Annotated in this window: 21 protein-coding genes, 1 tRNA gene and 1 pseudogene; 10 read left to right on the top strand and 13 right to left on the bottom strand. The window is 45.2% G+C overall.

Features of this window, described 5'->3' with window-relative positions; genetic code table 11:
- Nucleotides 1-279 precede the first annotated feature (279 nt).
- Both EHQ17_RS10945 and EHQ17_RS10940 read left to right on the top strand, forming a co-directional pair.
- Entirely contained in the window at nucleotides 280-1215 is a 936-nt protein-coding gene (locus tag EHQ17_RS10945; protein ID WP_135594600.1) for an alpha/beta hydrolase, read from the top strand.
- Between the two features lie 67 nt (nucleotides 1216-1282).
- Entirely contained in the window at nucleotides 1283-1840 is a 558-nt protein-coding gene (locus EHQ17_RS10940) for a dihydrofolate reductase family protein (protein WP_135594602.1), read from the top strand.
- A gap of 73 nt (nucleotides 1841-1913) precedes the next feature.
- On the opposite strand, the gene EHQ17_RS10935 is transcribed toward EHQ17_RS10940, so the two are convergent.
- Together EHQ17_RS10935 and EHQ17_RS10930 are read right to left on the bottom strand one after the other, a co-directional pair.
- Nucleotides 1914-3518: an N-acyl amino acid synthase FeeM domain-containing protein gene (locus tag EHQ17_RS10935; RefSeq protein ID WP_135594604.1), complete on the bottom strand. Its 1605-nt coding sequence runs from the start codon at nucleotides 3516-3518 to the stop codon at nucleotides 1914-1916.
- Nucleotides 3511-6405: a SpoIIE family protein phosphatase gene (locus EHQ17_RS10930; RefSeq protein ID WP_135594606.1), complete on the bottom strand. Its 2895-nt coding sequence runs from the start codon at nucleotides 6403-6405 to the stop codon at nucleotides 3511-3513. The genes EHQ17_RS10935 and EHQ17_RS10930 overlap by 8 nt, the downstream gene beginning before the upstream one ends.
- 277 nt (nucleotides 6406-6682) lie before the next feature.
- Here EHQ17_RS10930 and EHQ17_RS10925 point away from each other — a divergent pair, with 277 nt between their 5' ends.
- The gene (locus tag EHQ17_RS10925; RefSeq protein ID WP_135594608.1) at nucleotides 6683-7675 is read left to right on the top strand and encodes a phenylacetate--CoA ligase family protein; all 993 of its coding nucleotides are present in this window, start codon (nucleotides 6683-6685) and stop codon (nucleotides 7673-7675) included.
- A 204-nt stretch (nucleotides 7676-7879) separates the two neighbouring features.
- Here EHQ17_RS10925 and ccrA read toward each other — a convergent pair whose 3' ends face one another.
- The 3 genes and pseudogenes from ccrA to EHQ17_RS20410 form a co-directional block, all read right to left on the bottom strand.
- Complete coding sequence (ccrA, locus tag EHQ17_RS10920; RefSeq protein WP_135594610.1) at nucleotides 7880-9127, bottom strand: crotonyl-CoA carboxylase/reductase; 1248 nt, start codon at nucleotides 9125-9127, stop codon at nucleotides 7880-7882.
- Between the two features lie 322 nt (nucleotides 9128-9449).
- On the bottom strand, nucleotides 9450-9986 hold the full coding sequence (locus EHQ17_RS10915) for a hypothetical protein (protein WP_135594612.1): 537 nt from the start codon (nucleotides 9984-9986) through the stop codon (nucleotides 9450-9452).
- Nucleotides 9987-10008: 22 nt separating this feature from the next.
- Nucleotides 10009-10317, bottom strand: a pseudogene (locus EHQ17_RS20410) (M43 family zinc metalloprotease); the annotation flags it as partial.
- A gap of 1606 nt (nucleotides 10318-11923) precedes the next feature.
- Between EHQ17_RS20410 and EHQ17_RS10905 the strand changes: the two are divergent.
- Nucleotides 11924-12682 (top strand): LIC10244 family PerRA/PerRB upregulated protein, encoded by a 759-nt coding sequence (locus EHQ17_RS10905; RefSeq protein ID WP_135594616.1) that lies wholly within the window; start codon nucleotides 11924-11926, stop codon nucleotides 12680-12682.
- Between the two features lie 19 nt (nucleotides 12683-12701).
- Here the strand turns inward: EHQ17_RS10905 and EHQ17_RS10900 are convergent, their stop codons facing one another.
- The 3 genes from EHQ17_RS10900 to EHQ17_RS10890 are packed head-to-tail and all read right to left on the bottom strand — an operon-like array spanning nucleotide 12702 to nucleotide 14969.
- Complete coding sequence (locus tag EHQ17_RS10900) at nucleotides 12702-13424, bottom strand: PPK2 family polyphosphate kinase (RefSeq protein ID WP_135594618.1); 723 nt, start codon at nucleotides 13422-13424, stop codon at nucleotides 12702-12704.
- Between the two features lie 13 nt (nucleotides 13425-13437).
- Nucleotides 13438-14130 (bottom strand): TetR/AcrR family transcriptional regulator, encoded by a 693-nt coding sequence (locus tag EHQ17_RS10895; protein ID WP_135594620.1) that lies wholly within the window; start codon nucleotides 14128-14130, stop codon nucleotides 13438-13440.
- Nucleotides 14127-14969 (bottom strand): ankyrin repeat domain-containing protein, encoded by an 843-nt coding sequence (locus tag EHQ17_RS10890; RefSeq protein WP_135594622.1) that lies wholly within the window; start codon nucleotides 14967-14969, stop codon nucleotides 14127-14129. Before EHQ17_RS10890 ends, EHQ17_RS10895 begins: the two co-directional genes overlap by 4 nt.
- A 414-nt stretch (nucleotides 14970-15383) precedes the next feature.
- Here EHQ17_RS10890 and EHQ17_RS10885 point away from each other — a divergent pair, with 414 nt between their 5' ends.
- Complete coding sequence (locus tag EHQ17_RS10885) at nucleotides 15384-15740, top strand: PadR family transcriptional regulator (protein WP_135594624.1); 357 nt, start codon at nucleotides 15384-15386, stop codon at nucleotides 15738-15740.
- Between the two features lie 94 nt (nucleotides 15741-15834).
- Here the strand turns inward: EHQ17_RS10885 and EHQ17_RS19805 are convergent, their stop codons facing one another.
- Nucleotides 15835-16131, bottom strand: coding sequence for a hypothetical protein (locus EHQ17_RS19805; protein ID WP_167881079.1), 297 nt, complete (start codon nucleotides 16129-16131; stop codon nucleotides 15835-15837).
- A 131-nt stretch (nucleotides 16132-16262) separates the two neighbouring features.
- Here EHQ17_RS19805 and EHQ17_RS10875 point away from each other — a divergent pair, with 131 nt between their 5' ends.
- Together EHQ17_RS10875 and EHQ17_RS10870 are read left to right on the top strand one after the other, a co-directional pair.
- Nucleotides 16263-16805 carry a GyrI-like domain-containing protein gene (locus EHQ17_RS10875; protein WP_135594626.1) on the top strand — a complete coding sequence of 181 codons (543 nt, stop codon included), beginning with the start codon at nucleotides 16263-16265 and terminating at the stop codon, nucleotides 16803-16805.
- A gap of 148 nt (nucleotides 16806-16953) precedes the next feature.
- Nucleotides 16954-17529, top strand: coding sequence for a peroxiredoxin-like family protein (locus EHQ17_RS10870; RefSeq protein ID WP_135594628.1), 576 nt, complete (start codon nucleotides 16954-16956; stop codon nucleotides 17527-17529).
- A 36-nt stretch (nucleotides 17530-17565) separates the two neighbouring features.
- Here the strand turns inward: EHQ17_RS10870 and EHQ17_RS10865 are convergent, their stop codons facing one another.
- Both EHQ17_RS10865 and EHQ17_RS10860 read right to left on the bottom strand, forming a co-directional pair.
- Entirely contained in the window at nucleotides 17566-18033 is a 468-nt protein-coding gene (locus EHQ17_RS10865) for a MarR family winged helix-turn-helix transcriptional regulator (RefSeq protein ID WP_135594630.1), read from the bottom strand.
- 145 nt (nucleotides 18034-18178) lie between these two features.
- Nucleotides 18179-19051, bottom strand: coding sequence for a hypothetical protein (locus tag EHQ17_RS10860; RefSeq protein ID WP_342776119.1), 873 nt, complete (start codon nucleotides 19049-19051; stop codon nucleotides 18179-18181).
- 77 nt (nucleotides 19052-19128) lie between these two features.
- On the opposite strand from EHQ17_RS10860, the gene EHQ17_RS10855 reads away from it, so the two are divergent.
- Entirely contained in the window at nucleotides 19129-19689 is a 561-nt protein-coding gene (locus tag EHQ17_RS10855) for a polyhydroxyalkanoate synthesis regulator DNA-binding domain-containing protein (protein WP_135594634.1), read from the top strand.
- A 50-nt stretch (nucleotides 19690-19739) separates the two neighbouring features.
- On the top strand, nucleotides 19740-20615 hold the full coding sequence (locus tag EHQ17_RS10850) for a HEAT repeat domain-containing protein (protein WP_135594636.1): 876 nt from the start codon (nucleotides 19740-19742) through the stop codon (nucleotides 20613-20615).
- A gap of 74 nt (nucleotides 20616-20689) precedes the next feature.
- On the opposite strand, the gene EHQ17_RS10845 is transcribed toward EHQ17_RS10850, so the two are convergent.
- Nucleotides 20690-21892, bottom strand: a complete 1203-nt coding sequence (locus tag EHQ17_RS10845) for an MFS transporter (RefSeq protein ID WP_135594638.1) — start codon at nucleotides 21890-21892, stop codon at nucleotides 20690-20692.
- Nucleotides 21893-21955: 63 nt separating this feature from the next.
- A tRNA-Val gene (locus EHQ17_RS10840) sits at nucleotides 21956-22032 on the bottom strand.
- A 259-nt stretch (nucleotides 22033-22291) separates the two neighbouring features.
- Between EHQ17_RS10840 and EHQ17_RS10835 the strand changes: the two genes are divergently transcribed.
- On the top strand, nucleotides 22292-23125 hold the full coding sequence (locus tag EHQ17_RS10835) for a metal-dependent hydrolase (RefSeq protein ID WP_135594640.1): 834 nt from the start codon (nucleotides 22292-22294) through the stop codon (nucleotides 23123-23125).
- Nucleotides 23126-23135 lie beyond the last annotated feature (10 nt).

Raw genomic sequence — 23135 nt, 5'->3', positions numbered from 1 at the left:
CGAACGAATGCGGAAAAAATCAATCCGATTTTCGGGATGTTTCGTTCCTATTTTTACGTTGAATTTTCTTTTTCTATCGGATCGAACCGTTTCATCGGTCGAAGAAATCGTATCAAAGAAAAGGAATATTAAAGTTTTTGCGGAGAGAAAAAAATTCCTTTATATTATCTGTTTGTTAGATAAAGAACTTTTTTTGCGGTTTTGCCGTAAAATCGACATTAATCGATTGACTCGATTCTCCTTCTACGTAATTTACTTTTTCCGAATGGAAGCCTCATTATGAAACGATTCGCGATATTTTTGGGTATTATTCTTATTTTTTACTCAACGGCCGCCTACTATTTTTCCGATCAAATAATTCATTTTAAGACCAAAACTTTGGAAGAGGATCAAAAAGAACAGAACATTCTTTCGCTCGCCAAATTCGGGTTAGACGATCACCCGCTTGAAGTCGCTATTCCCTTAAAGGACGTAACGATTCAGGCCTGGCTCTTCGAGCCTAAAAGTAAGAAACGTTGCGGATCTGTCATCACTCACGGTTATACGGTTACGCGTTATGCCGTGCTTAAATACGCTCAGTTTTTTTATAAGTTAGGTTGTTCTTCTTTGGTTTACGACGTTCGTTATCACGGTTTGAGTACGGGAAATTCATCGACTTACGGCTATTACGAAAAGGACGATTTGTTGGCTATCATCGATTGGTTCAAAAATAAGACCGGGCTTAAATCTTCCGAAATAGCGATCGCGGGTCAATCTATGGGAGCCGCTATTTCTTTACTTGCACTCGCAAAATCGAAGGAGCGTTTTTCGTTTATTTTGGCCGACTCTTCTTATAGTATCGCGACGCTCGTATTCCGTGAACGGGCTGTCGTACGTTATTCGCGATTGATTTTAGCGATGTTACCGTCCGCCGTTTGGCTCGCATCGTTTCGATCCGGCGCAGATCTACGGGATTCCGCTCCAGAATACTTCGCGGATCTGATTCGAACTCCTACACTTTTAATGCATTCCGCTGCGGACATAGCCACATTACCCTCACATTCGGAGCGCATCTTTTCGAAATTGTCGGTCAAGGAGAAAGAGCTTCATCTTACGCAATGGAACGCGAAACACAGCGAGAATTGGGATCGTAATCCTAAGGCGTACGAAGAAATCGTTAGATCGTTTATCCGACGATATCGGATCTCGCCGTTTTTCGATTTGATCGGAGGATGAGTTTTGCTTTTCGTCAAATCGAAGTTAGGCGCTTAAATTTTCCGAGGAAGGTTCTACACATAGGTTTATGAGAAAGGTTATTTTCGGGATCAACATTTCCGCGGACGGATTTTGCGGTCACATGGATATGGTCGCGGACGAAGAATTGCACGAACATTTCACCCGGTTACTCCGAACCGCGGATGTAATTCTTTACGGTCGAATTACGTATCAACTTATGGTTCCCTTTTGGCCCGAAATCGCCAAGGATCAATCCATGTCGGATGCGACGAACGAATTCGCGCGCGTATTCGATTCGATTGAAAAGATAGTATTCTCCACCACCTTAAAGAATGTGGAGGACAAGAATTCCAGACTCGCCCGTGCGGACGTAGGTGAAGAAATACGCGCATTAAAACAATTGCCTGGAAAAGATATTTGTGTGGGTAGTTTGAGCGTTGCATCGCAACTTTCGAAACTGGATCTGATCGACGAATATCATTTCGCGGTTCATCCAGTTATCGCCGGTAGGGGGCCGCGTTTGTTCGATAACGTTTCATTGCGGGAGACACTTTTTTTGAAGTTTATCGGTTCGCAAACCTTCCGGTCGGGCACGGTCGTTCTTCAATACAAAAGAAAAACGTAATGCTTTCGGATCTCGCGCAACCGCACCTTCGTCCCGTTGTGATACTTGTTTAGAAGGTCTTCGATGGATGCGGTCAATCCGACGGTTTTTCCTTTTTGTCCGATTGGGATTCGTAATTATCGATAAATCGTTTTATGATTTCGTAATCCAATACCTTTTGTACGATACTCGAGCCGATGATTCCCTTTTGTGTCTGTTTTATCATACGCTGGGAGTTATCCAGGAATTTCGCATATTCAATATATGTTTTATAGATCGGGGAAAGAATCTTATATCCCATCGTCTTCGGAAGAACGCCTTGTCCGTCGAGATAGGTGGACATATCCCGATAGAGTTCGTTCCAGCGTAACGGATCCAGCTTTAATCCTCCGTAGGTTCCTACCCTTCTATGGACCATGATTACGTCCAAAACCAATTCTCTCGTTTTGAAAAGAGTGTATTTGATTCCTGTTTTTTCGAATCCGATCGACTCGTAGATCTTCCAAAGATACGGATCCGAAGCGGCGATGATGTAGGACTTGTTGGTCGTGATAAGAACGTGGAAAATTCTTTCGAAAATTCCCATAAGAATATCGCTCTTGCGATAGTCGTGGTGCATACAAAGACCCACAACTTCGATCATGTCCTTGGGATTGGGGAGTTTTTTGAATTCCTCCGGTTTGATGTGACGTTGTAACTCGAACGGCACGTCTTCCCCGTTCGCGAAAAATATATTCGCACTTCCTATCAGTCGATCGTGATGCCATGCGGTTATGATTCTGCTGTTGGGATCGTACCAATGAGAAACGTCGGAAAGATCCGCCTCCTTATCCAGTTTTTTAACCGCTGAATATGCAAGTTTTCTTAACCTTAATACTTCTAAATACTCTTGCTGCGATTTTACGAACCGATACGTCATGATGTTCTTTATGTTCGCGGTATTGAATCCGATTTTGCGGAGGGCGAAGGGGCCGATGTCGATCAAACGTAGAAAATACCGTACGATCGCTTTCTCGGTGGTATCGGATAAAAAATCGATATTCGCGATGAAACTGATTCCTTTTGGAATCGGTTTTACGGCTTCGACACGAGCGTGGATCGGTTCGTTTCCCGCGAATAGGTTTAGGCTGAATACGAGTTCCATAGACGGAAAGATCGCGAGAGATTGATCGTAGTTTTCTATCAAAAATCTTTTTCTGGATATCCGTTTCACTTTGATGAGCGACGTCTGGTCGTACAAAAAAGGATGATCCATCAAACCGAAAAGCGGGATTTGATCGGATATCTCCATCAGGGAGTCCAGCTTGTCTCCGAAAAGATCTTCGGATCCGAGGATCCTATGTAATCCTAAACGTAAAGGCTGATCCTGTTTTTTTGAAATATTAGCGATTCTGCATACGAAATTGTAGGGATTGCTGTCCCTGGGAGAAAGACGAAAGTTTACGTCGATGCTGATGTTCTCTCGGAAATCCGCGTTCGATAGATTCAGGTTTTTATCCAGACTTTCGACTCCGAGTCCAAGGGAAGAATAGTCCAAAACGCGGAACTCTTTCGGCTCCTTCCATCCCGGATGAGTTGCGAAAAGAAGAATGTCTCCGCCCATTCTGACGTCGATTCTTCCGTGTTCCCTTCTTTCGACGTCGGGGGCGTATTGTTTCACCAATTTTACGTTGTCGATTAGGCCGCTTTCGCTATTCATTGTGGTTGTTTCCGTTGTTTTCGTAGAATTTTGCCTCGTTGATCAGCATGGTTGCCCTGCTGAGATCGCCCGCGTTTTGATATATTTCGGAAAGATGTATTAGATTTTGCTTATGCTCCGGGTTTCTAAGTCTTAATCTTTCTCCGAAATCGGTCGCGTTCTTTATGTTACCCGAATTCTTGTAACATTTCGAAATGATAAACAGACAATCCGAATCGTCCGGGGTCGTGTTGCTGTAGTGAAGTGCGATTTCCGCCGCTTTTTGATATTGTTTTTTTTGAATGTACCCGTTGGTCAAAAGTTTTAATACCTTGCGGCTTCTTTGGTAGATCGGATCCTTTGCGAGAATACCTTCCAAAAGTGCGATCGTGTCGTCGTAGTTCTTTTGTTTGAACTCCTCTTTCGCTTTCGAATACGCTTTGATCACCTCTTCCGGCTCGTTGAATTCGATCGCCGTATCGAGTTTGTATTCCACGCGGATCAAGGATATGTCGTCCGTCACTTCTCCGGCGTTTTTGATTTCTTGTACGATGTTTTGAAGTTGTCCGTTCCCTCGTTCCACGAATCGAAGAAACAGATCTTCATTTTCGTTCATGTTGGTTTCCTCTTCGCCCGATTCGTTTTTATCCTTGATCAGGATATCGTCCCTTCCATCCGATCCGATAATCAAAACGTCGTTCGGTCGGAGTTGAAACGTGTTGATGTGTAGGCTCGTTTCCATGTTGATCGGCATTCCCAGTTTGCGATAAAAAAAACGGTGTGGAAGAAAGTTCGAGATGCCGTCCCTGTAATATGCGGGGAGAGGATGTTCCGCGTTCATATAATACAACAACCCTGATTCTTCGTCGAGAAGGGATACGAATACGGATACGAGCATAGTACCGTCGAAGCTCGTGAATATATTATGAAGTTCTATAAAAGTATTCTTTAACCAACGTTCCGGAAACAGATTCATCACGTCGAAAGAGTTTCTGGATCTTTCTAGGATCGCTTCGAAAACCGAACCCAAAACCAAGGCTCCTCCGGCTCCTTGCATGGACTTTCCCATCGCGTCCCCGTTTAGGATCACGGTATAATTCCTTCCCTTTAGGTTGATTTTACTCGAAACACAAAGATCTCCTCCGATCTCGGAGGCCCAACGTTTGAATTGGAATTTCTTTTTCTGTTCCGTAAGGAATTCGACGAAGACCGTTTGTGAACTGGATTTATTTTGCGCCAAAGGTTGAATCAAAAGCGAAGTAAGATAGTAATCCGCGTCCTGTTTGGTTTTTAATTCCTGAACCTTTTCCAAACTTTGTTGTAGTTCTCTGGTTCTTTCTGTGACTTTTTCCTCCAAGGTTTCCGCGTAGTCTTGTAGTTTTGCCTGCGCGGAGCTGATGGAAGTCACCATATGATTGAACGATCTGGATAAGAATCCGATTTCGTCTTCCGCTTGAACCGGAACCGAAACGTCGTATTTTCCCTCGTTGACTTCCTTTACCCCGCTCAATAAAACCATCAACGGGCGAATCAAACCTCCGTGAAAAAGATACGGGAATAAAAGAAGTATAAGAAGTGCGGTTAAAACGATGATCGTAGCCATCTTCCATACGATCGAATCGACCATTTCCAAATAGGTAGAATACGCGTATCCCGCTTCGTAAACTGAATCTCCGAGTTTGAAAATATAACGGACGAGAAGGATCGTTTCTCCGTTGGGCGTTTTGAGAGATCGATACATCCGTTTGGAAATCGCAACGGATGCGTTTTCGTCGATCGAGTAATATTCCTTCCATTCTCCTTTGGAAGCAGTGAGGGTTTTGTTCGGAATCCGTTTCAGATATTTTCCCATTTCCACGGCTTCGCTTTGGAAGAGAAGTTTGGGTTGGATCGCTCCCAGCTTTTTATGTTCGATTCTAAAATTCGAGGCGAATAACCCGTCCGATTTTTGACGCGAAGCTACGTAAACCACGTTTTCGGGTATGATCGTTTTATCTAATTTCGTAATATTCTTAAGTATAGTTTCTATTTCTATGTTTCTTGCTTCGTCGAAATAGGCGTCGTTGATCTTGAATGTAATTCTGGAAACCACGCTAAGAATGGTTAATGTCGTCACCAAAGTGACGCCCACGATTTTGACCATAAACGAGGAAGGCTGAGGCGAATTGTTGAGATAAATCACCGTATAAATAAAAAGTTGAAGGCTTGTCGCGGAAGTGAGTAGAAGTTGAAAATCGGCGAACGAGATCTTGTTCGTCGCATACAATACGTAAACCGCGGAAAAACACGTATGAAGGACTACTGCCGCGCCGAATGAACGGAGCATTCTTGCGTTCGGACTAAGCAGATGGAAAAATCCGGTTTCGCCGTTGTTTTCCGTTTTTCTAAACTCTCGTTCTTCGCCGATCGTTTTCCGAATGATGACGGCCAGGATCCAAAGAAACGTCAAAAAATGTATCAGACTCATCGGCGCGGTGGATTGCGGAGTTTGAAACTCGAACAACTGCGTGTCGAAGTTGTATGCGACTTCAGAATTCAAATTTCCTAATATATAATAAAGATAACCGAATAAGCCGAGCGCGGTCAGTACGAAAAAAGAAACGTAGGATTCCTTTCTGTTCCTGTTTTTCGGGAAAGAGTAGATAAAGGAAAGCAGAAGTAGATTGGAAAAACAGGTATAAAGCGCGATGATAAAACTCGCCGGCTTAGCGATGTTCGGCGAGAAAACCGTCGTCCTTAGTACGAAACCCAGATTTAGGAGCAGTGCAAAAAAGAAATAGCCGACCAATAGCCAAGTCTGTTTCGATTTTCCTTTTAAGCTCAATAAATAGATCAAAAGGAACGCCGAAAATATCGTACCAGAGATATATCCGATCGAGTAATAATTGAGCTGGAGAAAATTCGTCATCGTATTTCCTTTTTCGAATCAAAAGAGTGAAAAATTCTGAAGGGATATTAAATGGACTTGAAATAATAGAGTCAAACGGTAAATTTATTTTCCTCGTTGAAATTTGTTTATTATAAAACGTACGGAATGAAAAGTTCCCGACCGTTTAGCAAGAGTTAGTTTACACGTCCGAAACTTTGCGATCGGCAATGAGATTAGGATATTATAAAAGAGAATATTGTAATTTTAATGCACCGCAAAAATTCACGGCACGATCGATTCTTATGAGAAGGTAAAAATGAGCGAATACGTTGGTAAAGATTTTCTGAAACGGGAATATACGGAGATTCTTAGAAAAGGCAAACTTACGCCGGAACAGATCGATTCTTTTTTAGCGGGAAAATCTCTCGGCGATGACGTGATCATTCAGGCTTCGAGCGGAAGCACTTCCGAACCTTTGTTGATTCCAAGATCCAAAGCGGACGTCGCGGATATCGCGAAAAGAGTGATTCGACCTTATGTCGAATTTTTCCGTTCGTACCCGGAGAGAATCGCGTTGTTCGGAGGAATTTCACATACGGAAGCGGCCGTTAAGTTACAGATGGGTTCGATTTCGATGCGTTCGTTTCAATTGGAAGAGGTGGATCAGTTGGATGTGTTCGATCCGCAAGTCGTTTCTTGTTATCCCAGCGTGATTCGAGAGTTGATCGACGACGATTCGGTTTCTCTTTCGGGCTTAAAAGCGATTAAGTTGGGTGGAGAAAGGATTTATGTTTCCGATTTGAAAAAGATTTTTCAGAGGTTCCCGGGAATTCTTTTGATCGAACAATATGGTTCTACTGAAATGCCGGCGGTGGCACTGCGTACGTTTACGAATGCGGAGGATCAGTCATTTTATCTTTTGCAAAATGAACGATTCTCGTATCAAATTCCCTTGGAAACGGACGGTTGGCATCCTTTGGTTGTGAGGGATGACTTTTCGGATCTTTTGTTTCCCATCGGTCGTTTTTACGACATGGGGGACGATGTGTTTTGTAAGTCCGGTAGGATTACCGACGTGCGGAGAAGGGGGGATCGGGCGTTTGAATTTCGGGAAGAGGTGGAGCGGCTTTTGAATTTAGGGCTGACGAATGTTCAGATCGATACGAAACGAGCGGAGATTTTTTATTCGGGAGCGTTTGGAGGGGACGGGATTGTAGGTTCTTTTGCGATTCAAGGGAAGGAATATTCTCTTTTAAAGCATAAGTTGAATCGGATTCTTCCATCGAACAAACTTCCTGTGTTAGTGTGAGTTTTGTGTGAGTTCCCGCATCACTTTGTCGGAGAAACTTTCGTTCGAGAGAAAAATTCCCCGTGTGTGAGTTCCCACACAGTTTGGGATGCAAAGTGCGATCTCCTGTCCGAAGGAAAGAAAAACTCGAGTAAGAGTTCCTACAAAATAAAAAACCCCGAAGGGCGAAGGCCCTCGGGGTTTCGAAAGCGAATCAAAAAGAAATTATTTTTTTCCTAATCCGGGTTTGTCTGCTCCTACCAGGATGGACATATTTCCAGCCGGGTGTTTGTTTTCCTTCATCAATTGGTGTGAAAGCGCTGTTTCGTTCCAAGCGAAGGTTTTGGAAAGACAAGGATCGACCTTTTTGTCGATGACCAAGTCGTTCAGACCTTTTGAGTTTTCGTCGTTCGCAAAGTGGGAACCTTGCAGACGTTTTTGTCTCATCCAGAGATAACGTAAGTCAACGGTCGCATTGAAACCGGTGGTTCCGGCGCAAATTACGACCATACCGCCCGTTTCGCAAACGAACATGGAAGTAGGAATGGTCGTTTCGCCCGGATGTTCGAAGACGATCTTAGGATTGTTTCCTTTTCCGGCGATGTCCCAGATCGCCTTTCCGAATTCGCGAGCGGCCTTCGTCCATTCTACGAATTTTTCCATCTTATTGATCTCGGAAGTTAGCGCTCCCCAGTGGTTGAACTTCTTACGATTGATTACACCTGCCGCACCGAGTTTCATACAAAAGTCGATCTTATCGTCTTCGGAAACGACTGCGATCGGAATTCCGCCGGCTGCCTTAACGATCTGAATCGCCATTGCGCCCAGTCCGCCGGCTCCTCCCCAGATCAGAACCACGTCGTCTTTTTGTACGTCGTTCGGTTTCCAGTGGTGAAGCATTCTATACGCAGTAGCTCCTACAAGCATGTAAGCGGCGGCTTCTTCCCAGGAAAGATGTTTCGGTTTCGGAAGACACTGATGATCCTGAACCTTACAAAATTGTGCGAAGGATCCCCAGTTGGTTTCATAAGCCCAGATCAACTGAGAAGGGGCAAACATCGGATCTTTTCCCGCTTTGACCCAAGGATCGTTTTTATCCCAGATTCCGCAGTGAAGAACGACTTCGTCTCCGACTTTTACGTTCTTAACTTCAGAACCTACTTTGTAAACGATTCCGGACGCGTCGGACCCGCCGATATGAAACTTTTCGGGTTCGCCTTTTTTGTTTCTTGCGCCGATTACATCTACGGGAAATCCGAGAGCGGCCCAAACGTTGTTATAATTTACACCGGCTGCCATTACCGCGACGAGAACCTCGTCCGGCGCGATTTCTGGAACATCGATGAGTTCTTCCTGAATGGCTGTGATCGGATCGCCGTAGCGCTCAGGACGAACGACCTGTGCATACATTTTTTTAGGAACTTGTCCCAAGGGTGGGAGGGTTCCGATTGGAACGGATTCAATTTGGCTCATGAGCACAGATTTCTGAACTTTGGTATTTGATCTACACCAATTTTTGGGGGAGTTCCCACGTTTTTAAAGAAGATTGGATCGTATTAAGGTCGGATTTTTGTGTGAGTTCCCGCATTTCCACGGGAAACTCCGTTTTTCCCGAGGAAATGTTAGAGTTCCTACAATCCTTTACAACGGAAAGATTCCGTTTCCCGACTCAGATCCGTTTGGAGTTCCCGCAACACCCTTACAACGAAAAAACCCCGCGTTCCCCCCCAAAAAAAAGAAAAGGCCCTTTTAGAATCCACTAAAAGGGCCTTTTTCACCAAGGAAAAAAAAACGATTATTTTTTCTTCGGTTTTTCGAAACGAGTTCTTTCGGAATCGTTCTGCGAGGAAGGATTTTTGTCGAAGGGCTTAGAATCGAAATTCGTCTCTTTTAAGGTTTTGTCCACGAAAGGACCCAAATCCGAATCCGTCCGAAATTTACCCAAAAATCCCTGAACCTTCGAAGTCTGCCCTTTTTGAGAAATGGCATAACTTTGGATCGCGAATTTACGAACGGAAGTATGTTCGTTGTTGGCCGCGATTTTCGTTTCTAAAAACTTAGAATTGGTTTCCGAAGGATAAAACTGAAGAAGTCGTATCGCTCTTGTTTTCACGTAAACCCGCAGATTGGGATCTTGAACGATCGCGATCAGATACGGAGAAGGATCCGCCGCGTAAAACTCGAGTTCCGCTTTTAGGGCTTCCGAATTTTCCAGATGTCTCGTGCCGGAAAGCGCGGATTTAATGTCCGAAAGTTTTTTCGGATCCAGGCTTTCCGCAAAGAGAAGTCCCGCGGAAAGAGTTAGAAGAAGGATGAAAGTTAATTTTTTCATAATATTAGAATCCTATAAAGTTTTAGTAAACGAGAGGGTTCATCCGTAAAACCCAGCCTTGTTCTCCCGTGAGTTGTGTCTGTGCGGTAACTCCGTCCCCCGCCCAAAACATCAGATTCAAGGCGCCCGAATTGAAAAAACCGGTATTGTTGCATTCCACAATACTTACTTGGCCGTTTGCAGGAGCGGTGTCTTGCGTGCTATCGCACTGCGGAGTTTCGATCAACGGATCCTTGGTCATGTTCGGAATAGCCACTCCCGAAGCTCCAGCGCTTTCGTTCGTGTGAAACAATCCTAAGAAGTGACCCGCTTCGTGCGCCATCGTGTCTCCCAAAAAGGTAAGATCCGCGTTGCTCAATACGGAGCCGACCGCTCCCGAACTACGATGCGCTTCGATAAAAACCACCATTCCCGATTGTGGAGTTCCCGTGAGTCCGATATTTCCCGGAATACCTCCCGAAACACCGAGCACTCCGCCTACCTGCGTTTCTTCTCGAGTGATGAAGAGATTCAAAGCGTTTTCGGATTGATACGCTCCCGTAGAGGAATACATTCTTCCTAAACTGGAAGCCGCTCCGTAGTCGTCTGTAGAAAGGGAAGCGATGCTGAGAAAGTTTGCGGAATCCAATTCCTGCGCGGTAAATTGAATGTCTACTTTTACGGAATCCTGCGAATAGATCGAAGTCCAACGATCCAACGCCGCTTGCAAACCTTCTACGGTAGGATCCGGATAAGACCGTGCGTTTCCGTTTTTGACGAAGATAAGATTTACGTTCAACTTTTTGCGGTTGGTCCAAACTTTGGACAAGCCGTTCGAACTCGAAGTACCGCTTTCTGCACGGAACGCCAATTCGTCGTTATCCATGATTCTACAATTGGAAATGATCGAAGCCTGTGCGTTCGTAATCGCAGGAGAAGTGGGGAAATTAAAATCTACTCCGTACGTCACTCCGCTTCCAACTCTGTTGAAAACGCCGCTTCTTCCCGTGTAATAAAGGCTGTTTTCGCCGTATGGGCTCATGGAAGTCGTGGAAATGAGATTCCAACCTTCACGGCCGTAATAATTGAAGTTTAGATCGTCGTAAAACGACGGGAATACGGGACGGTCCGCGAATCCATGATCCTGTTGAACATGAAAGATCGCGGACGGTTTTGAGATGGAAAGAACGTAATCCTGCGGGGTGGAGTAATAATATGTATTTCCCCCGGGTCCGTTGAACGTTCCCGCACTGGAATTGATCGTAAATACGTTCTTCTGCATACAAGGCGCGTTGCTTTGATTGAAAAATCCCCCGGCCGCTAAAAGAAAAAGTAGGTTCGTCATGTCGGAACCGCCGCCACCGCCTCCGGGGCAATTTACAAATGAAAACGTTAGAAACGTCGAGATTAGTAGTTTTTTAAAATTCATTTTCGTGTTTTACCTTCTAAAATTGCTATTCGAGTCTTTTCGGAAGACAGACAAGGAAAATCCGATTTTCCCTAAACCCGGATTGTACGAATCGTTTCCGATTTCCCCAAGTTTCGTTAGCCTCGGGTTTTTCCCATTCAATAATAGTTCGCTTAATAAAATTACAAACCGAGAAAAGCGACCTCCCAACAAGGATGGATCCAACACGGATGCGGGGTTTTCGTTCGAATTTTCCACATTTTGCGACGACGAATTCCATTGTAGCGTCGAGAACGAATTCGATCGGATCTCTCTTTCGGCTATTCCCTTTCCGATCGAAATTTACGGCAAAAGGATTATAAATCGAGATGAATTCGGGGGTTCTTTGCGAATTTCGTTTTATAATTTAGTTAAAAGCGGTGCGGAATCTATTTTTTCACCGTCTATTTAGGCATCTCGATTCCAAAAGAATCCAAATACAGAAAATCGTTTCTTCCAAACGGAAAGGCGGTTCTTCCAAAATAAACCAAGGCTCGGAGACGAAACGGACATGCTGGCACATATAAGACCCGATCAGCTATTATGCACGGACGCGGATAAAGAACGGAGTTTGCGGACTTTGGGAATGATGCTCGAGTTGAGCGAAAAATGTTACGTTTTTGGAAAGTATTTTTTGATCGATGAATTTGATTCGGAGCGTTATCCGTTTTCGTTACGGAAAGGTTTCGAATTGATGGGGCTCGGAATGGAATCGGAAAACGTGCGTTCCATCTTGAAAGGTTATATCGTTTCCGGCAGTTACGAAGGCAAAGAGCTTTTGGATCGGCTCGTCATATTGGAAGGAATGACCGCGATTCAGAAGGAACTTCCCGTCGCTCTGTTTTTGGAAAAGGTCGCTTCCTATTTCGGGGAATCCTATCACAAGGAATTTTGGGAATACGTTTCCGAAAAAAGAAAAGAGATCGATACGATTCTTCTCAACGATTTTTATGCGGAGTTTTGCAACTCCAAACCGCAGATCGATTCCGATATGCTTTTAAGCAGAACCTTCCATTCTCTTCCGCACAACGAACTTAGGGATCTACTGCGACAGGTAAGTCTTCCCGATCTCGCGGAGGCTTTGAAGAGCGTACGGGAAAAATTAGTCATACAAGTTTTGGACTTTTTGGATCGAGAGTCCTCGCGTTGGTTGATGAAGGAACTGATGAAACCGGACGACTCCGGTGAAAGCGCCCAAAAAATCCAGGAAGCTCAGTTGAAAATTCTCGGAGTTTTCGCCTCCAAACTCGGAATGAATCGCGACTACTGAGACTACGGAACGCGCTTTCTCATTCGAGAAGTTTTTTCAATTCTTCGCAGAGGATTTTCGCGACCTTGTAATTGCGGTACCATTTTTTATCAGAAGGTATGAGGTTCCATTCTTCGCCTTGTCGGCGTTTATCGTCCAAGATCATTTCGTACGCTTCTTGGTATTGTTTCCAACGATCCTGGGTCGTTAGATCGGAAGGATCGAATTTCCATTTTTTCTCCGGATCCGAAAGTCTTTCCGTAATCCTTTCCTTTTGTTCCTCTTTGGAAATATGAAGGAAAAATTTCAGGATTAAGGTTCGGTTTTCACGGGAAAGGTGACGTTCGAAGTCTCGGATCGATTCTAATCGTTCCTTCAATCGATCTTCCGAAAGTTCGCCGAATATCTTGGGCATCAGAACGTCTTCGTAATGCGATCGGTTGTGGATTTGAATCATTCCCTTTGCGGGCACGTATTTGTGGATTCTCCAGAGAAAATCGTATTGAATCTCCTCCGAATTCGGTTTCGTCCAGGATTTAACGGAACAGCCCTGCGGATTCACTCCGCCAAACACGTGTTTTACGGTCCCGTCCTTTCCCGAAGCGTCCACTCCTTGGAGTATCACTAAAACGGAATGTTTTTTTTCCGAAAATAACTTTTGTTGAAGCCGGGAAAGTTCCGTGGTAAGTTCCTCCGTTTTACGAAGGACTTCTTCCTTGTTTTTGCCCTCAGGCGGAACGGTGGGGATTTCCTTGAGATTCATATTTTATTCCCGTTTATCGTTTGATTAAATCGATGAAAGATAAAAGCGATTTTCGAACCGACCTAAGGAGAGGTAGTGAGGAAAGACGGAGAAGTTGAAAAATCAGATCACACCCCCTTTCCAATAAGGTTTCGGCTTTGTTTTTAGAGTCCGAATCGTCGAACAACCAGACGTAAATGACTCCCAATTGAAAAAGCCAAAACAGATACGGAAGAATTTCCCTCAGATCGGCGGGAATCGATTCTTTGCAGCCGTCCATCGCGTCCCGGAAAAGGGAGATCGCATCCTCCCGGATAGTACGCGTTTCTTCGCTGAAAGGGGAAAGAGGATGTCTCGGATCTCCGGCGCTGCGCGCCAACACGTGAAGGAATTTTTCGTATCCTCGGAACTGTTCGATTTTGAATCGGACGATGTTGCGGATCCTAACCTTCAGTTCGTTTTCTTTTTTACAAAATTCCAAATTTTGAATATACGCTTCTTCTTGAGTCAGTCGATAGAATTCGAGAACGATTTCCTCTTTGGTTTTAAAATGATAGTAACTAGCGCCTACCGCAAGTCCGGCTTTTTGCGCGATTTTGCGCATCGTCGTTTCGTCGTACCCTTCCTTTTGGAAGAGGGATACGGCGGTATTAAAAAGAAGAGACCGGGTTTGTTGCGATTTACCGGTCTCTTTCGTTTTGATTTGTTTCGGTCTTTTAGAAGTCATACTCCTGCTTCAGCGTGGGTTTCTCCGAACGTATTCGAAATTCTTTTTCTGAATTTCGCGAAAAGATAGAGATTGAAAAAATGCATCGCACCTAAAATGAGCAGTACGATCCCGACCTTTGTGGTTAGGGTTTCGATACATTCTGCCAGATCTAAAGGTTTTCGATTGGAGGTCAAGGAAAGGCTGATGTAACCAATGTTGATCAGATAAAATCCCACGATCAGAAGATGGTTGATCGAATCCGCAAGTTTCTCTTCTCCTGAAAACATCTGCACGAGAAAAACGCGTCCGTTCTTGGAAAGGGTTCTCGCGACCCAGACGGTCATGAGAATGCTGATGACCAGAAAGGAAACGTAAAGAGCGATCGTAAACGGCCCAGATTTCCCTTTGGCGGGTTTTATTCCTCTCGCAAGAAGAAACGCCGCGACTTGAACGTTGCCGTAGTCGGTCGCCAAGTCCAACGCGTTTTCGCCGTTTCGATTCAGATAATCTAGATTGGAATCTTTTGTGAGAAGCAGTTCCATGATTTTGGAATCAGGTATTTTTGCAGCCGCGTGAATCGGATAATCGCCGGAGTTGTCGGCTTCGTCGATGCCGGTTCTTCTTTCCAGGACGAATTGCAGCGCTTCGGGTTTTCCGCTTTCGATCGCGTAGAAGACCGCGCTCCTTCCTCTGTTATCCGGTTGTTCCAAAAGATACGGATCTTCCGCGAGAATCGCTTCCGCTCGTTTCAGATTCGCCTTGCGGATCTCCTCGAATAATTCGTACTTTGCATCCGCAAAGAGTGAATCGGCTCCCATGCCGAACGATAAAAGCGCCGTTAGAACGATACGTTTCATAATTTTTTTCCTAAATTTGAACATGTTCAAATATTTCCAAAACAAAGGAATTTGTTCAAGTCAAAAATTTGAACATGTTCAAAAAAATGCAAATTCGGACTTTCGTAATTCGCTGACGTGGAAGTATTTTCCTGCGGGAACTACCGCACTTCCGTATTTTGCGTAGAATCGCCGTTTTGAGCTGGTTTACTGCGCGAAGGATATGTAGGGCCTGGTCCGAACTTTAGAAAAACTTCCTGGATCGGAGGAGTTTTCGGACCGGAGCGAACGCGGAGCCCGGAGTAGCCTGGCCCGGCTGGATCGGTAATTTTCACCGATCCGGAAAAATTTTCCGGGCGCGCCCGCCGATTCAAAGCAGTCTTTTTACTTATGAAAATGAATTGAGTCCGAAACGGATATATCTACTATGGATATATGTCTAAAAAAGGGGATGCCCCGGAGCAAAAGTCGATTACCCCGGCGATGTTTCACATTCTTCTTGCGCTCGCCGAGGAGCCTTCCCACGGATACGCGATCGCGAAATCCTTGTATGATTCTTCGTCGGGTTCGTTCAAATTGGGGCCGGGGACTTTGTATCGGACTTTGGAACAGTTGCGGAGTTGGGCTTGGATCCGATATTCCAAACGAAAGGCCGCTGAGGGCGATGATCCGAGAAGGTTGTATTACGAGATAACCGCTACGGGAAAGAAGGTTCTCGTATCCGAATTAAAGAAATTGGAATCCGCTCTCATAAAAGCGAAAAGTCTGGATCTTTTAAAAAACGAGAAATGATATTACGTTTTTTGCAACTATTTGTCGATTTCGCCTATCCGGCTTCGTTTTCGCCTAACATTCGTTCGGCGATTATCTGTCATTTGGAGGATTCTTATTTGGAAGGAAGGTTGACGTTGATTTCGTTATACGACGTCCTAATTTCCGGTCTCAGGGAACGTGTTTCGGGAGAATACAAGCGTTTGGAATATTGTCTTAGATTCGAGCCCGGAATTTTTTCGGGTATTTTCCTGCTTTTGCCCTGTAACTTATTTTTATCCTTGGTGTTCGCGAGTTTGTTCTTAGGCGGATCCGGTTGGCTTAGTTTTTTCAGGAACTTTCCGTATGAAAGAAATCCTTCCGCGGAATTTTTTCTGCCTTTCCTTTTGTTTTGCGCTTCCTTCCTATCCATTCGGGATTTTTTTTCGAAACTTCTCCTTTTAAAACGGGATCGGATCGTTTTCAAAAGTTACGTTATTTTTCTCCGTTTGAATCTTTTATGGACTGTTCCCTTTTTTATCATTTTAAAATTTTGAGGTTGTTATGAAAACTACGGCGATCGTCGGTTTACTGTTAGGCGTATCTTCGCTTTTATTTCTCGTTTACATGGGGGCTTTTTCTCCCGTCGATGTGAAAGAGGAAACGCGGGGACCTTTTTTTACGATTCAACACGAAAGAATCGGGGATTATAGAAACGTTGGGAAGACGTTCGAAACCCTCCAAAAGGAACTTCCCCTTTACGGAATCAAGAACTTCCGATTGTTCGCGATTTATCTGGACAATCCCAACGACGTACCTAAGGAAAAACTCCGTTGTGAGGTAGGAGCGATTCTTTCCGAACCGATCCCCGCGCTTCCTTCCGGTCTTTCTATCCCTCTCACGATGCGAATCCTTCCCGCGCGCAAATACCTACTCGCCGAATTTCCTCTCAAGAATTTTCTCTCCATCTTCCTCGGAATTTATAAGGTCTACCCGAAACTTTTTAGGGCCTGCGAAGAAAGGGGTTGCGATCTGAAGGGAAGACCTTCGATGGAGATCTACGAACCTCTCACCGAAAAAAAGACCACCTATCTACTTCCTCTCTGATCGTCGATTTCCCGTCCCGTTTCTAAATTCCGATTTTTAACCCCGAAAAGGGGTTGAAAATTCCTTTTTTAAAAAATTATTGTCTAAATAATTGTTGCATATGCAACAAAATGAGTCTAAGCTGTAAACGTCGATAGGAGAAACGATTATGGGATTAAAAGTTGGAGACGCGGCCAAGGATTTTTCGGTCCGCGACTATTTGGGAAATTCGATCCGTTTGGAGGATCTCAGAGGTAAGAACACGCTTTTGGCTTTTTTTAGAAACGCGGAATGTGCACTCTGCAATCTTAGGATGCATCAGCTTATCAATGCTTATCCGGATCTGCAGAGCAGAGGGTTGAAGATTCTGGCCGTTTTCGAATCGGGCGCCGATCGGATTCGCGCGAGTGTCGGAAGTAAGTCGGTTCCTTTCCCTTTGATCCCGGATCCTGAAAACGATCTGTATCGTCTTTACGGGGTCGGTTTTTCCTGGATCGGAGTCGTTAAAACGATTCTAACCGCGAAAAAGGAAATTCAGGAAGCCGCCGATCTCGGTTTCGAAATGAAAAAAGCTCCGGGTATGAAAATGGATCGGATGCCTGCGGAATTTTTGATCGGACCCGACCTAAGATTGAAACTCGTTAAGTTTTCCAAAAAGGTTACGGATCATATTCCTTTGAACGATTTAAAGAGTATCGTCGCGGACTTTCGTCAACCGCAACCGCAGTACGAAAAAACGGTTTGATCGCGCTTTAAGAATCGGGCCATTTCGTCGATCGGATCAGAGCCTTCCGTTTAATACGTTCGTTTCGATCGTTTCGGAAATTTTTTTCAGGGTCTGAAGATCGGCGGAGGAAAGTCCTTTGTAAACGTGTTTTCTTTCCTGCAACATTATGGGAATCGTTCTTTCCAAAAGAGCCTTTCCCTTTTTCGTAAGGATCACGTTGAACTTTCTTCGATCCTCGGAATCATCCTCTCTCGCCACCAGATCCTTTTTTTCCAGTCCGTCCAAAAGGCGGGTGATGTTCGGTCTGTCTTTGAAAGTTTTATCCACCAGATCGGTTTGGGAAGCGACGCCTAACGTAGATAGCTGATTCAACAAAAGCCATTGTTCGACTGTGATGTCCTCGCCGTGGTCCGACATAAGTTTCGTAAAATGTAATCTCAAAAGACGGTCGGTCCTGTGGAAAAAATAGGCGAAGGCGGTGTCGATCAAAGAAGGATTTTTAGTTTCTTTTAAAGAGGGCATGACGTCGTTACCGATTTCATTAATTATCTTGATAATAGTTATTTCAATAACAAAATTCGTGTCTCTTCTTTATTATTTTCCGATTCGTACGTTTTAGTTTTACCGCGGGCTACCGGTAAGTCGTATGTCGTTTGGGAAATTTTAGTTATAAGAATCCTTCCATCCAAATCAACAGACGGAAAAGTTTATAGGATTCGGTCCGAGTTGTCCAAGGGGAGATCCGGTCCGTCTTTTCGATGCGGATTCCGGTAGGTTTGGGTCCGGTGCGGAATTCGAACGTCAGTCGTCTACGGTTTTCCGATCTCGGATATTCCTTTTCTTGTTCGAGAACGGAAAAATTCAATATTTCGTATATTTCTTTTTCTGAATATAGCTCCGGACAAAAGTCGCGGATCCCCGCAGATAAATCCTGGAACAGTCCTTCCCGTTTGACGTCGCGTATTCCGATCACCGGAGGAAACACGGCCCTCTGCGGTAGATTCCGCAGTTTTTCCAGCGTTTCCTTTACGTCGAGACGTTCCCAATCTACGAAAAGAAGTCCCGGTTCGAATTCCCGAAAACGTTCCGTCAACGTTCCTATCTCCGTACAAGGATAGGTTTCCCATCCCAACACGCGGAGCCTGGCCTTGATCCTTCGATACAAACGTCGGTCCGGTCCGACTACGAGCGCGGTCAGCCCCTTTTTTTTCGGAACGTTTTCGAGCGGCAGATCCAAAAGGGAATCCGTTTCCAAATTCAAAAAATAATCCAGACCGGAAAGGGAAAGTTCCCGTAGAAGGGAAGTTTCGATTCTTCCCAATAGCAGAGGTTGTTTGGACCAGTCGAGCGCGGTTTGAAGAGAGAATACGTCGATCGTCTTTCTAACGATGACTTCCCCGTTTTTGATTTCGGGAAATCCTGCCGCGCCGGTCCATTCGAGCGTGGAAATTTCTTTCCATTCGAGTAGAGCGAAGAACAACTTTTCCTCTTTTTTAGTGAGTCCGCTCAAAAAGATACAATCGAACAACAGGCTTTGCATGGGGTATTTTGCTTGACCGAAGCGTTTTCCGGCGGATTCTAGAATTGTGCGATGCGTAAAAGACGCAATCAATTAAAATGAAAGTTCTCAAACGATACGCGAACCGAAGGCTGTACGATCCGGAAACGAGTAAGACGATCACTCTGGAAGACGTGGCGGAAATGATCATCAACGGGGAAGAAATTCGCGTAATCGATAATCTGTCCGGCTCGGATATCACTCCGAAAATTCTGGGACAAACCTTTCTCAAAGTTTCCTTGGGTCAAAGAAACGAGGAATTCTCCAACTTTATGCTTTCGGCTTTGATCCGAGAAACTGGCAAGGATATCAGTTCCTTGTTCGGGCGTTTGGTTTTGGGAGGAATCGGAGCCAATTATCTTACCCGCGATCGTCTCGAAAAAATCCTTCAATCTATGATTTCCCTCGGCGAACTCAAACTGGAAACGGCGACGGAATACCGGGACGATCTCCTCACACATATGGCAAGCCGTGCTTCCGAAAATAAACTCAGAATTCAGGAAGACCTCAAAAAGATCGGGAAAGAGCTGGAAGAATCCGCTGAATCCGATTTACCTCTGGAGGATCTGTCCGAAAAAATCCGCAAAATCGCGGAAAGCGTAAAAGAAAAGGAAGCCTGATACTTTAAGACGGGATTCCTAAAAACCGATAGTACAAGGGAGGGAGTTCCATGTTTAAGAATATTTCTATCTCCGTATTTCTTTTCTGTTCGATCGTCTTACCGGTGTTATCCGGTGATAAGGCGGTCGAATACGCGGACAAGGTCTTTTTCGAGCAGATCAAAAAACTGGAATCCGGTTCCTACGAGGAAAGGGTGGAAGCGGCGGATTACCTCAAATTCGTGAGTAATAAACTCGCGGTTCGTCCGCTTTTGAACGCTCTTCGGGGAAATCCGAAAACCCCTAAATCCATGGAAAATCATCCTTATCTGAAATTCACCGTCGCGCAGGCTTTGGCGGTGATGGATCAGGAAAGCGCAATCAAACCTACGATCGAAGAGTATAAAAAACTGGAACCCACGATCACCGAAAAGGACGAACCCTATTTTACGTCTAAGGACGATTATACGATGGTGATCGCCGCGGGGGAAATCCTGAGAACCATAGGGAGTTATCCTTACGCAAAAGAATCGGAAGACGTTCTCGTCAATGCTCTCGGTCATCCGAACTTTTACATCCGTGCTTCCGCCGCGGACGGTTTGAAATATATGAACCGAAAGGAAACCGTCAACTTCCTCGTTTCCTCCCTCGAAAAGGAAAAGAACGATTTTACGAAAGCGGCGATTCTGAATTCCATCGTGAATATTATGAAAGTTGCGGATAAGAGTTTTTACGCGCTTTGCGACATGTTAAAGAGCGAAAATCCTTCCGTCCGCTACCGGGCTTCCATGGCTCTGGGAGAAGTCGATCTCAAGGCGGCGGAATTCTATCTCCGTCAGGCGCTTTTGGTCGAGGATAAACAGGGAGTTCGGGACCAGATTCGGAAGGATTTGGCTACCGTTCTCGGATTCAAACTCCCGACGATCTCGGTGATCTCCGTCGAATAACAAGGATTTCTAATACTCCTATAACGATCCGAAAAAAAATCGAAAACCAAGCCCGTATTGAAAGCCTCTGTTTGTCAGAGGCTTTTTTGTTTTTCCGGCTCGCGAAAACCGGATAGATAAATCGCCGACACGATCGCGGCCGCTCCGGAAACGCAAAGCGCCGCCGTGGAATTTACGCTCGTCCAAAGATATCCGGTGATCAGACTCGCGAAAATCATACATATACTTTGGAAGGCGTTAAAGGTGCCTAACGCGGTCGCGGTTTCAGTTTGAGGAACCAGATTCGTAATCCAAGCCTTGGAGATTCCTTCCGTAGAAGCTGCGTAAATTCCGTATACGGAGAAGGCGATCCATAGGACCCAATCCGCGTTTCCGAATCCCATTCCGAAATAGACCGCTCCGTAACAAAATAGACCGAATAAGAACAACCTTTTTAAACCGATCCTGTCCCCCAAAACCCCCAGAGGATATGCGGTCGCCGCGTAGACGAGATTGTAGAATATGTAGGCCCCGATGGAATACGTATCGTTCATTCCGAATTCCTTCAGTTTTAAAAGAAGGAATACGTCCGATCCATTAAAAAGAGTGAATATTAGAATTCCTTTACATAAAGTTCTGTAATCGGCGGGGGCGCGTTTCCAGTATTGGTAGAATTGAATCACGGAAATTTTTCGGGATTCCGACTTTGGCGCGGAAGGCTTTTCCTTTTCGCTGATCAAAAACGTCAATAGGATCGCCGCGATTCCCGGGAGGAACGCCCAAAGAAACAATTCGTGGTATTTTCCGGGGAAAGCGGTCAAAAACAAAAGCGCGGCCACCGGTCCCAAAACGGCTCCGAACGTATCCATGGATCTGTGAAATCCGAAGACCTTTCCTTTGTTATCTTTGTTCGTTTCGTCCGATAAAAGCGCGTCTCTGGCCGCCGTCCGAATGCCTTTTCCGAGTCGATCCACGGTTCGAACCGAAAAAACCCAAAACACCGATCCGAAAAAAGTCATCATCGGTTTGGAAAGGGCGCTGAGAAAATATCCCCATCGCACGAAGGGAAGTCGTTTGCCGCTGAGGTCCGACATTCTTCCGAACGAACCCTTGCTGAAACCGGCGGTGGCTTCCGCGACACCTTCCAAAAAGCCGATCAGAAAAACGGAAAATCCGATTTCTTTCAAGTAGATCGGAAGAATCGGATACAACATTTCGGAGGCGATGTCCGTGAACAGGCTGACTACGGAAAGAACCAGAACGGTTTTGGTGACGATTCTCCCCTGAAAAAGACGCATTGTATCTAAACCTGCGAGGAGGATAGAAACTGTAAAGAGGATAAGATGCTGGGAACAGGGCCGTGGTGGGAGATACTGGGATCGAACCAGTGACCTCTACCATGTCAAGGTAGCGCTCTAACCAGCTGAGCTAATCCCCCGGACCTGCATTCCAGAATTCCGACCCTTGTTAATCCGTAAAGAAGATTCCTGATCTTCGGATCGGAATCCCTCTTTCGATTTCTCTTCCGGATCGTTTTCTTTCGTCGCCGATTTCGATCGGAAGGATTCTCGTCGAAAATCCTAGCCGATTTCAAAATCCACCAGTGGATTCGGGATTCGAGGAGTGTTCGGATCGAGGATCGGGTATTCTGTGTGAAGAATCGGAAACGATTCCGCCGAAAGCGGGAGAAAATGGAAATGAAAAAACCGTTCGCCAAAAAAATCGATCGAAACGCACCTTCCGTCCGAAAGTTGGATTTCGAAGGTTTGGACGATCTTCCTAAATATTACTTTCACGACAATTCCATCATTACACATTCCTTAAACAGCTTTCATGTGATCTTTCCGGAAGGGGAACGTTTTTTTATCAGAAGCGTCAAACCGTTTCAGGATAAGATCAAAGACGAAACATTAAGAAATCGTGTTAAGGCTTTCATCGGTCAGGAAGTACAACACGGTAAAGAACACGAACGGGTTTGGGATTCTCTTCGTAAATCCGATTTGCCGGTGGATCGAATCGCGGCTTTTTATCACTGGATCGTTTATAAGGTCATTTTCGCTTTTTTAGGTTTCGTATTCGGTCCGAAGATGGATCTTTCGATTACGGCCGCACTCGAACACTACACGGCGACCCTAGGCGAAATTTCCCTGAAATACGATTTGGCCCGAGACGCGTACGGGGACATGAGAAAACTGCTCGTCTGGCACGCGTGCGAAGAGATAGAACACAAGTCCGTCGTTTACGACGTGATGCGCGAAGTCGCTCCCAATTATCTCCTAAGAATCTTAGGTTTCGTGATCGCGACGGTCATGCTCTGGTCTTTCGCGATCCTGTTTCAATATTGGTTTTTGATCGCAGACGGGGAAGTCACTTGGAAACGGTTCCGTCAGGACCGAGGATACGCGCGCGATTATATGAGGATTACGGTTCCGCCTTTGTTTCGAGGAGCGTTACGATATTTTAAACCGAACTTTCATCCGGATCAGATGGGCGGTTACGAACTTGCGGAAACGAGTTTGTCGGCCTTGTAATTCTCGCAAT

This window comes from Leptospira gomenensis, assembly GCF_004770155.1.
Classification (GTDB): Bacteria; Spirochaetota; Leptospiria; order Leptospirales; family Leptospiraceae; genus Leptospira; species Leptospira gomenensis.
The sequence above is the reverse complement of the archived record's forward strand: the minus strand, read 5'-3'. Positions and strand labels throughout refer to the sequence as shown.

Bases quoted from the DNA above. Each gene is read 5' to 3' on its own strand.
- EHQ17_RS10945 (WP_135594600.1), top strand. From the start codon at position 280: ATGAAACGATTCGCGATATTTTTGGGTATTATTCTTATTTTTTACTCA.
- EHQ17_RS10940 (WP_135594602.1), top strand. From the start codon at position 1,283: ATGAGAAAGGTTATTTTCGGGATCAACATTTCCGCGGACGGATTTTGC.
- EHQ17_RS10935 (WP_135594604.1), bottom strand. From the start codon at position 3,518: ATGAATAGCGAAAGCGGCCTAATCGACAACGTAAAATTGGTGAAACAA.
- EHQ17_RS10930 (WP_135594606.1), bottom strand. From the start codon at position 6,405: ATGACGAATTTTCTCCAGCTCAATTATTACTCGATCGGATATATCTCT.
- EHQ17_RS10925 (WP_135594608.1), top strand. From the start codon at position 6,683: ATGAGCGAATACGTTGGTAAAGATTTTCTGAAACGGGAATATACGGAG.
- ccrA (WP_135594610.1), bottom strand. From the start codon at position 9,127: ATGAGCCAAATTGAATCCGTTCCAATCGGAACCCTCCCACCCTTGGGA.
- EHQ17_RS10915 (WP_135594612.1), bottom strand. From the start codon at position 9,986: ATGAAAAAATTAACTTTCATCCTTCTTCTAACTCTTTCCGCGGGACTT.
- EHQ17_RS10905 (WP_135594616.1), top strand. From the start codon at position 11,924: ATGCTGGCACATATAAGACCCGATCAGCTATTATGCACGGACGCGGAT.
- EHQ17_RS10900 (WP_135594618.1), bottom strand. From the start codon at position 13,424: ATGAATCTCAAGGAAATCCCCACCGTTCCGCCTGAGGGCAAAAACAAG.
- EHQ17_RS10895 (WP_135594620.1), bottom strand. From the start codon at position 14,130: ATGACTTCTAAAAGACCGAAACAAATCAAAACGAAAGAGACCGGTAAA.
- EHQ17_RS10890 (WP_135594622.1), bottom strand. From the start codon at position 14,969: ATGAAACGTATCGTTCTAACGGCGCTTTTATCGTTCGGCATGGGAGCC.
- EHQ17_RS10885 (WP_135594624.1), top strand. From the start codon at position 15,384: ATGTCTAAAAAAGGGGATGCCCCGGAGCAAAAGTCGATTACCCCGGCG.
- EHQ17_RS19805 (WP_167881079.1), bottom strand. From the start codon at position 16,131: ATGGATAGGAAGGAAGCGCAAAACAAAAGGAAAGGCAGAAAAAATTCC.
- EHQ17_RS10875 (WP_135594626.1), top strand. From the start codon at position 16,263: ATGAAAACTACGGCGATCGTCGGTTTACTGTTAGGCGTATCTTCGCTT.
- EHQ17_RS10870 (WP_135594628.1), top strand. From the start codon at position 16,954: ATGGGATTAAAAGTTGGAGACGCGGCCAAGGATTTTTCGGTCCGCGAC.
- EHQ17_RS10865 (WP_135594630.1), bottom strand. From the start codon at position 18,033: ATGCCCTCTTTAAAAGAAACTAAAAATCCTTCTTTGATCGACACCGCC.
- EHQ17_RS10860 (WP_342776119.1), bottom strand. From the start codon at position 19,051: ATGCAAAGCCTGTTGTTCGATTGTATCTTTTTGAGCGGACTCACTAAA.
- EHQ17_RS10855 (WP_135594634.1), top strand. From the start codon at position 19,129: ATGAAAGTTCTCAAACGATACGCGAACCGAAGGCTGTACGATCCGGAA.
- EHQ17_RS10850 (WP_135594636.1), top strand. From the start codon at position 19,740: ATGTTTAAGAATATTTCTATCTCCGTATTTCTTTTCTGTTCGATCGTC.
- EHQ17_RS10845 (WP_135594638.1), bottom strand. From the start codon at position 21,892: ATGCGTCTTTTTCAGGGGAGAATCGTCACCAAAACCGTTCTGGTTCTT.
- EHQ17_RS10835 (WP_135594640.1), top strand. From the start codon at position 22,292: ATGAAAAAACCGTTCGCCAAAAAAATCGATCGAAACGCACCTTCCGTC.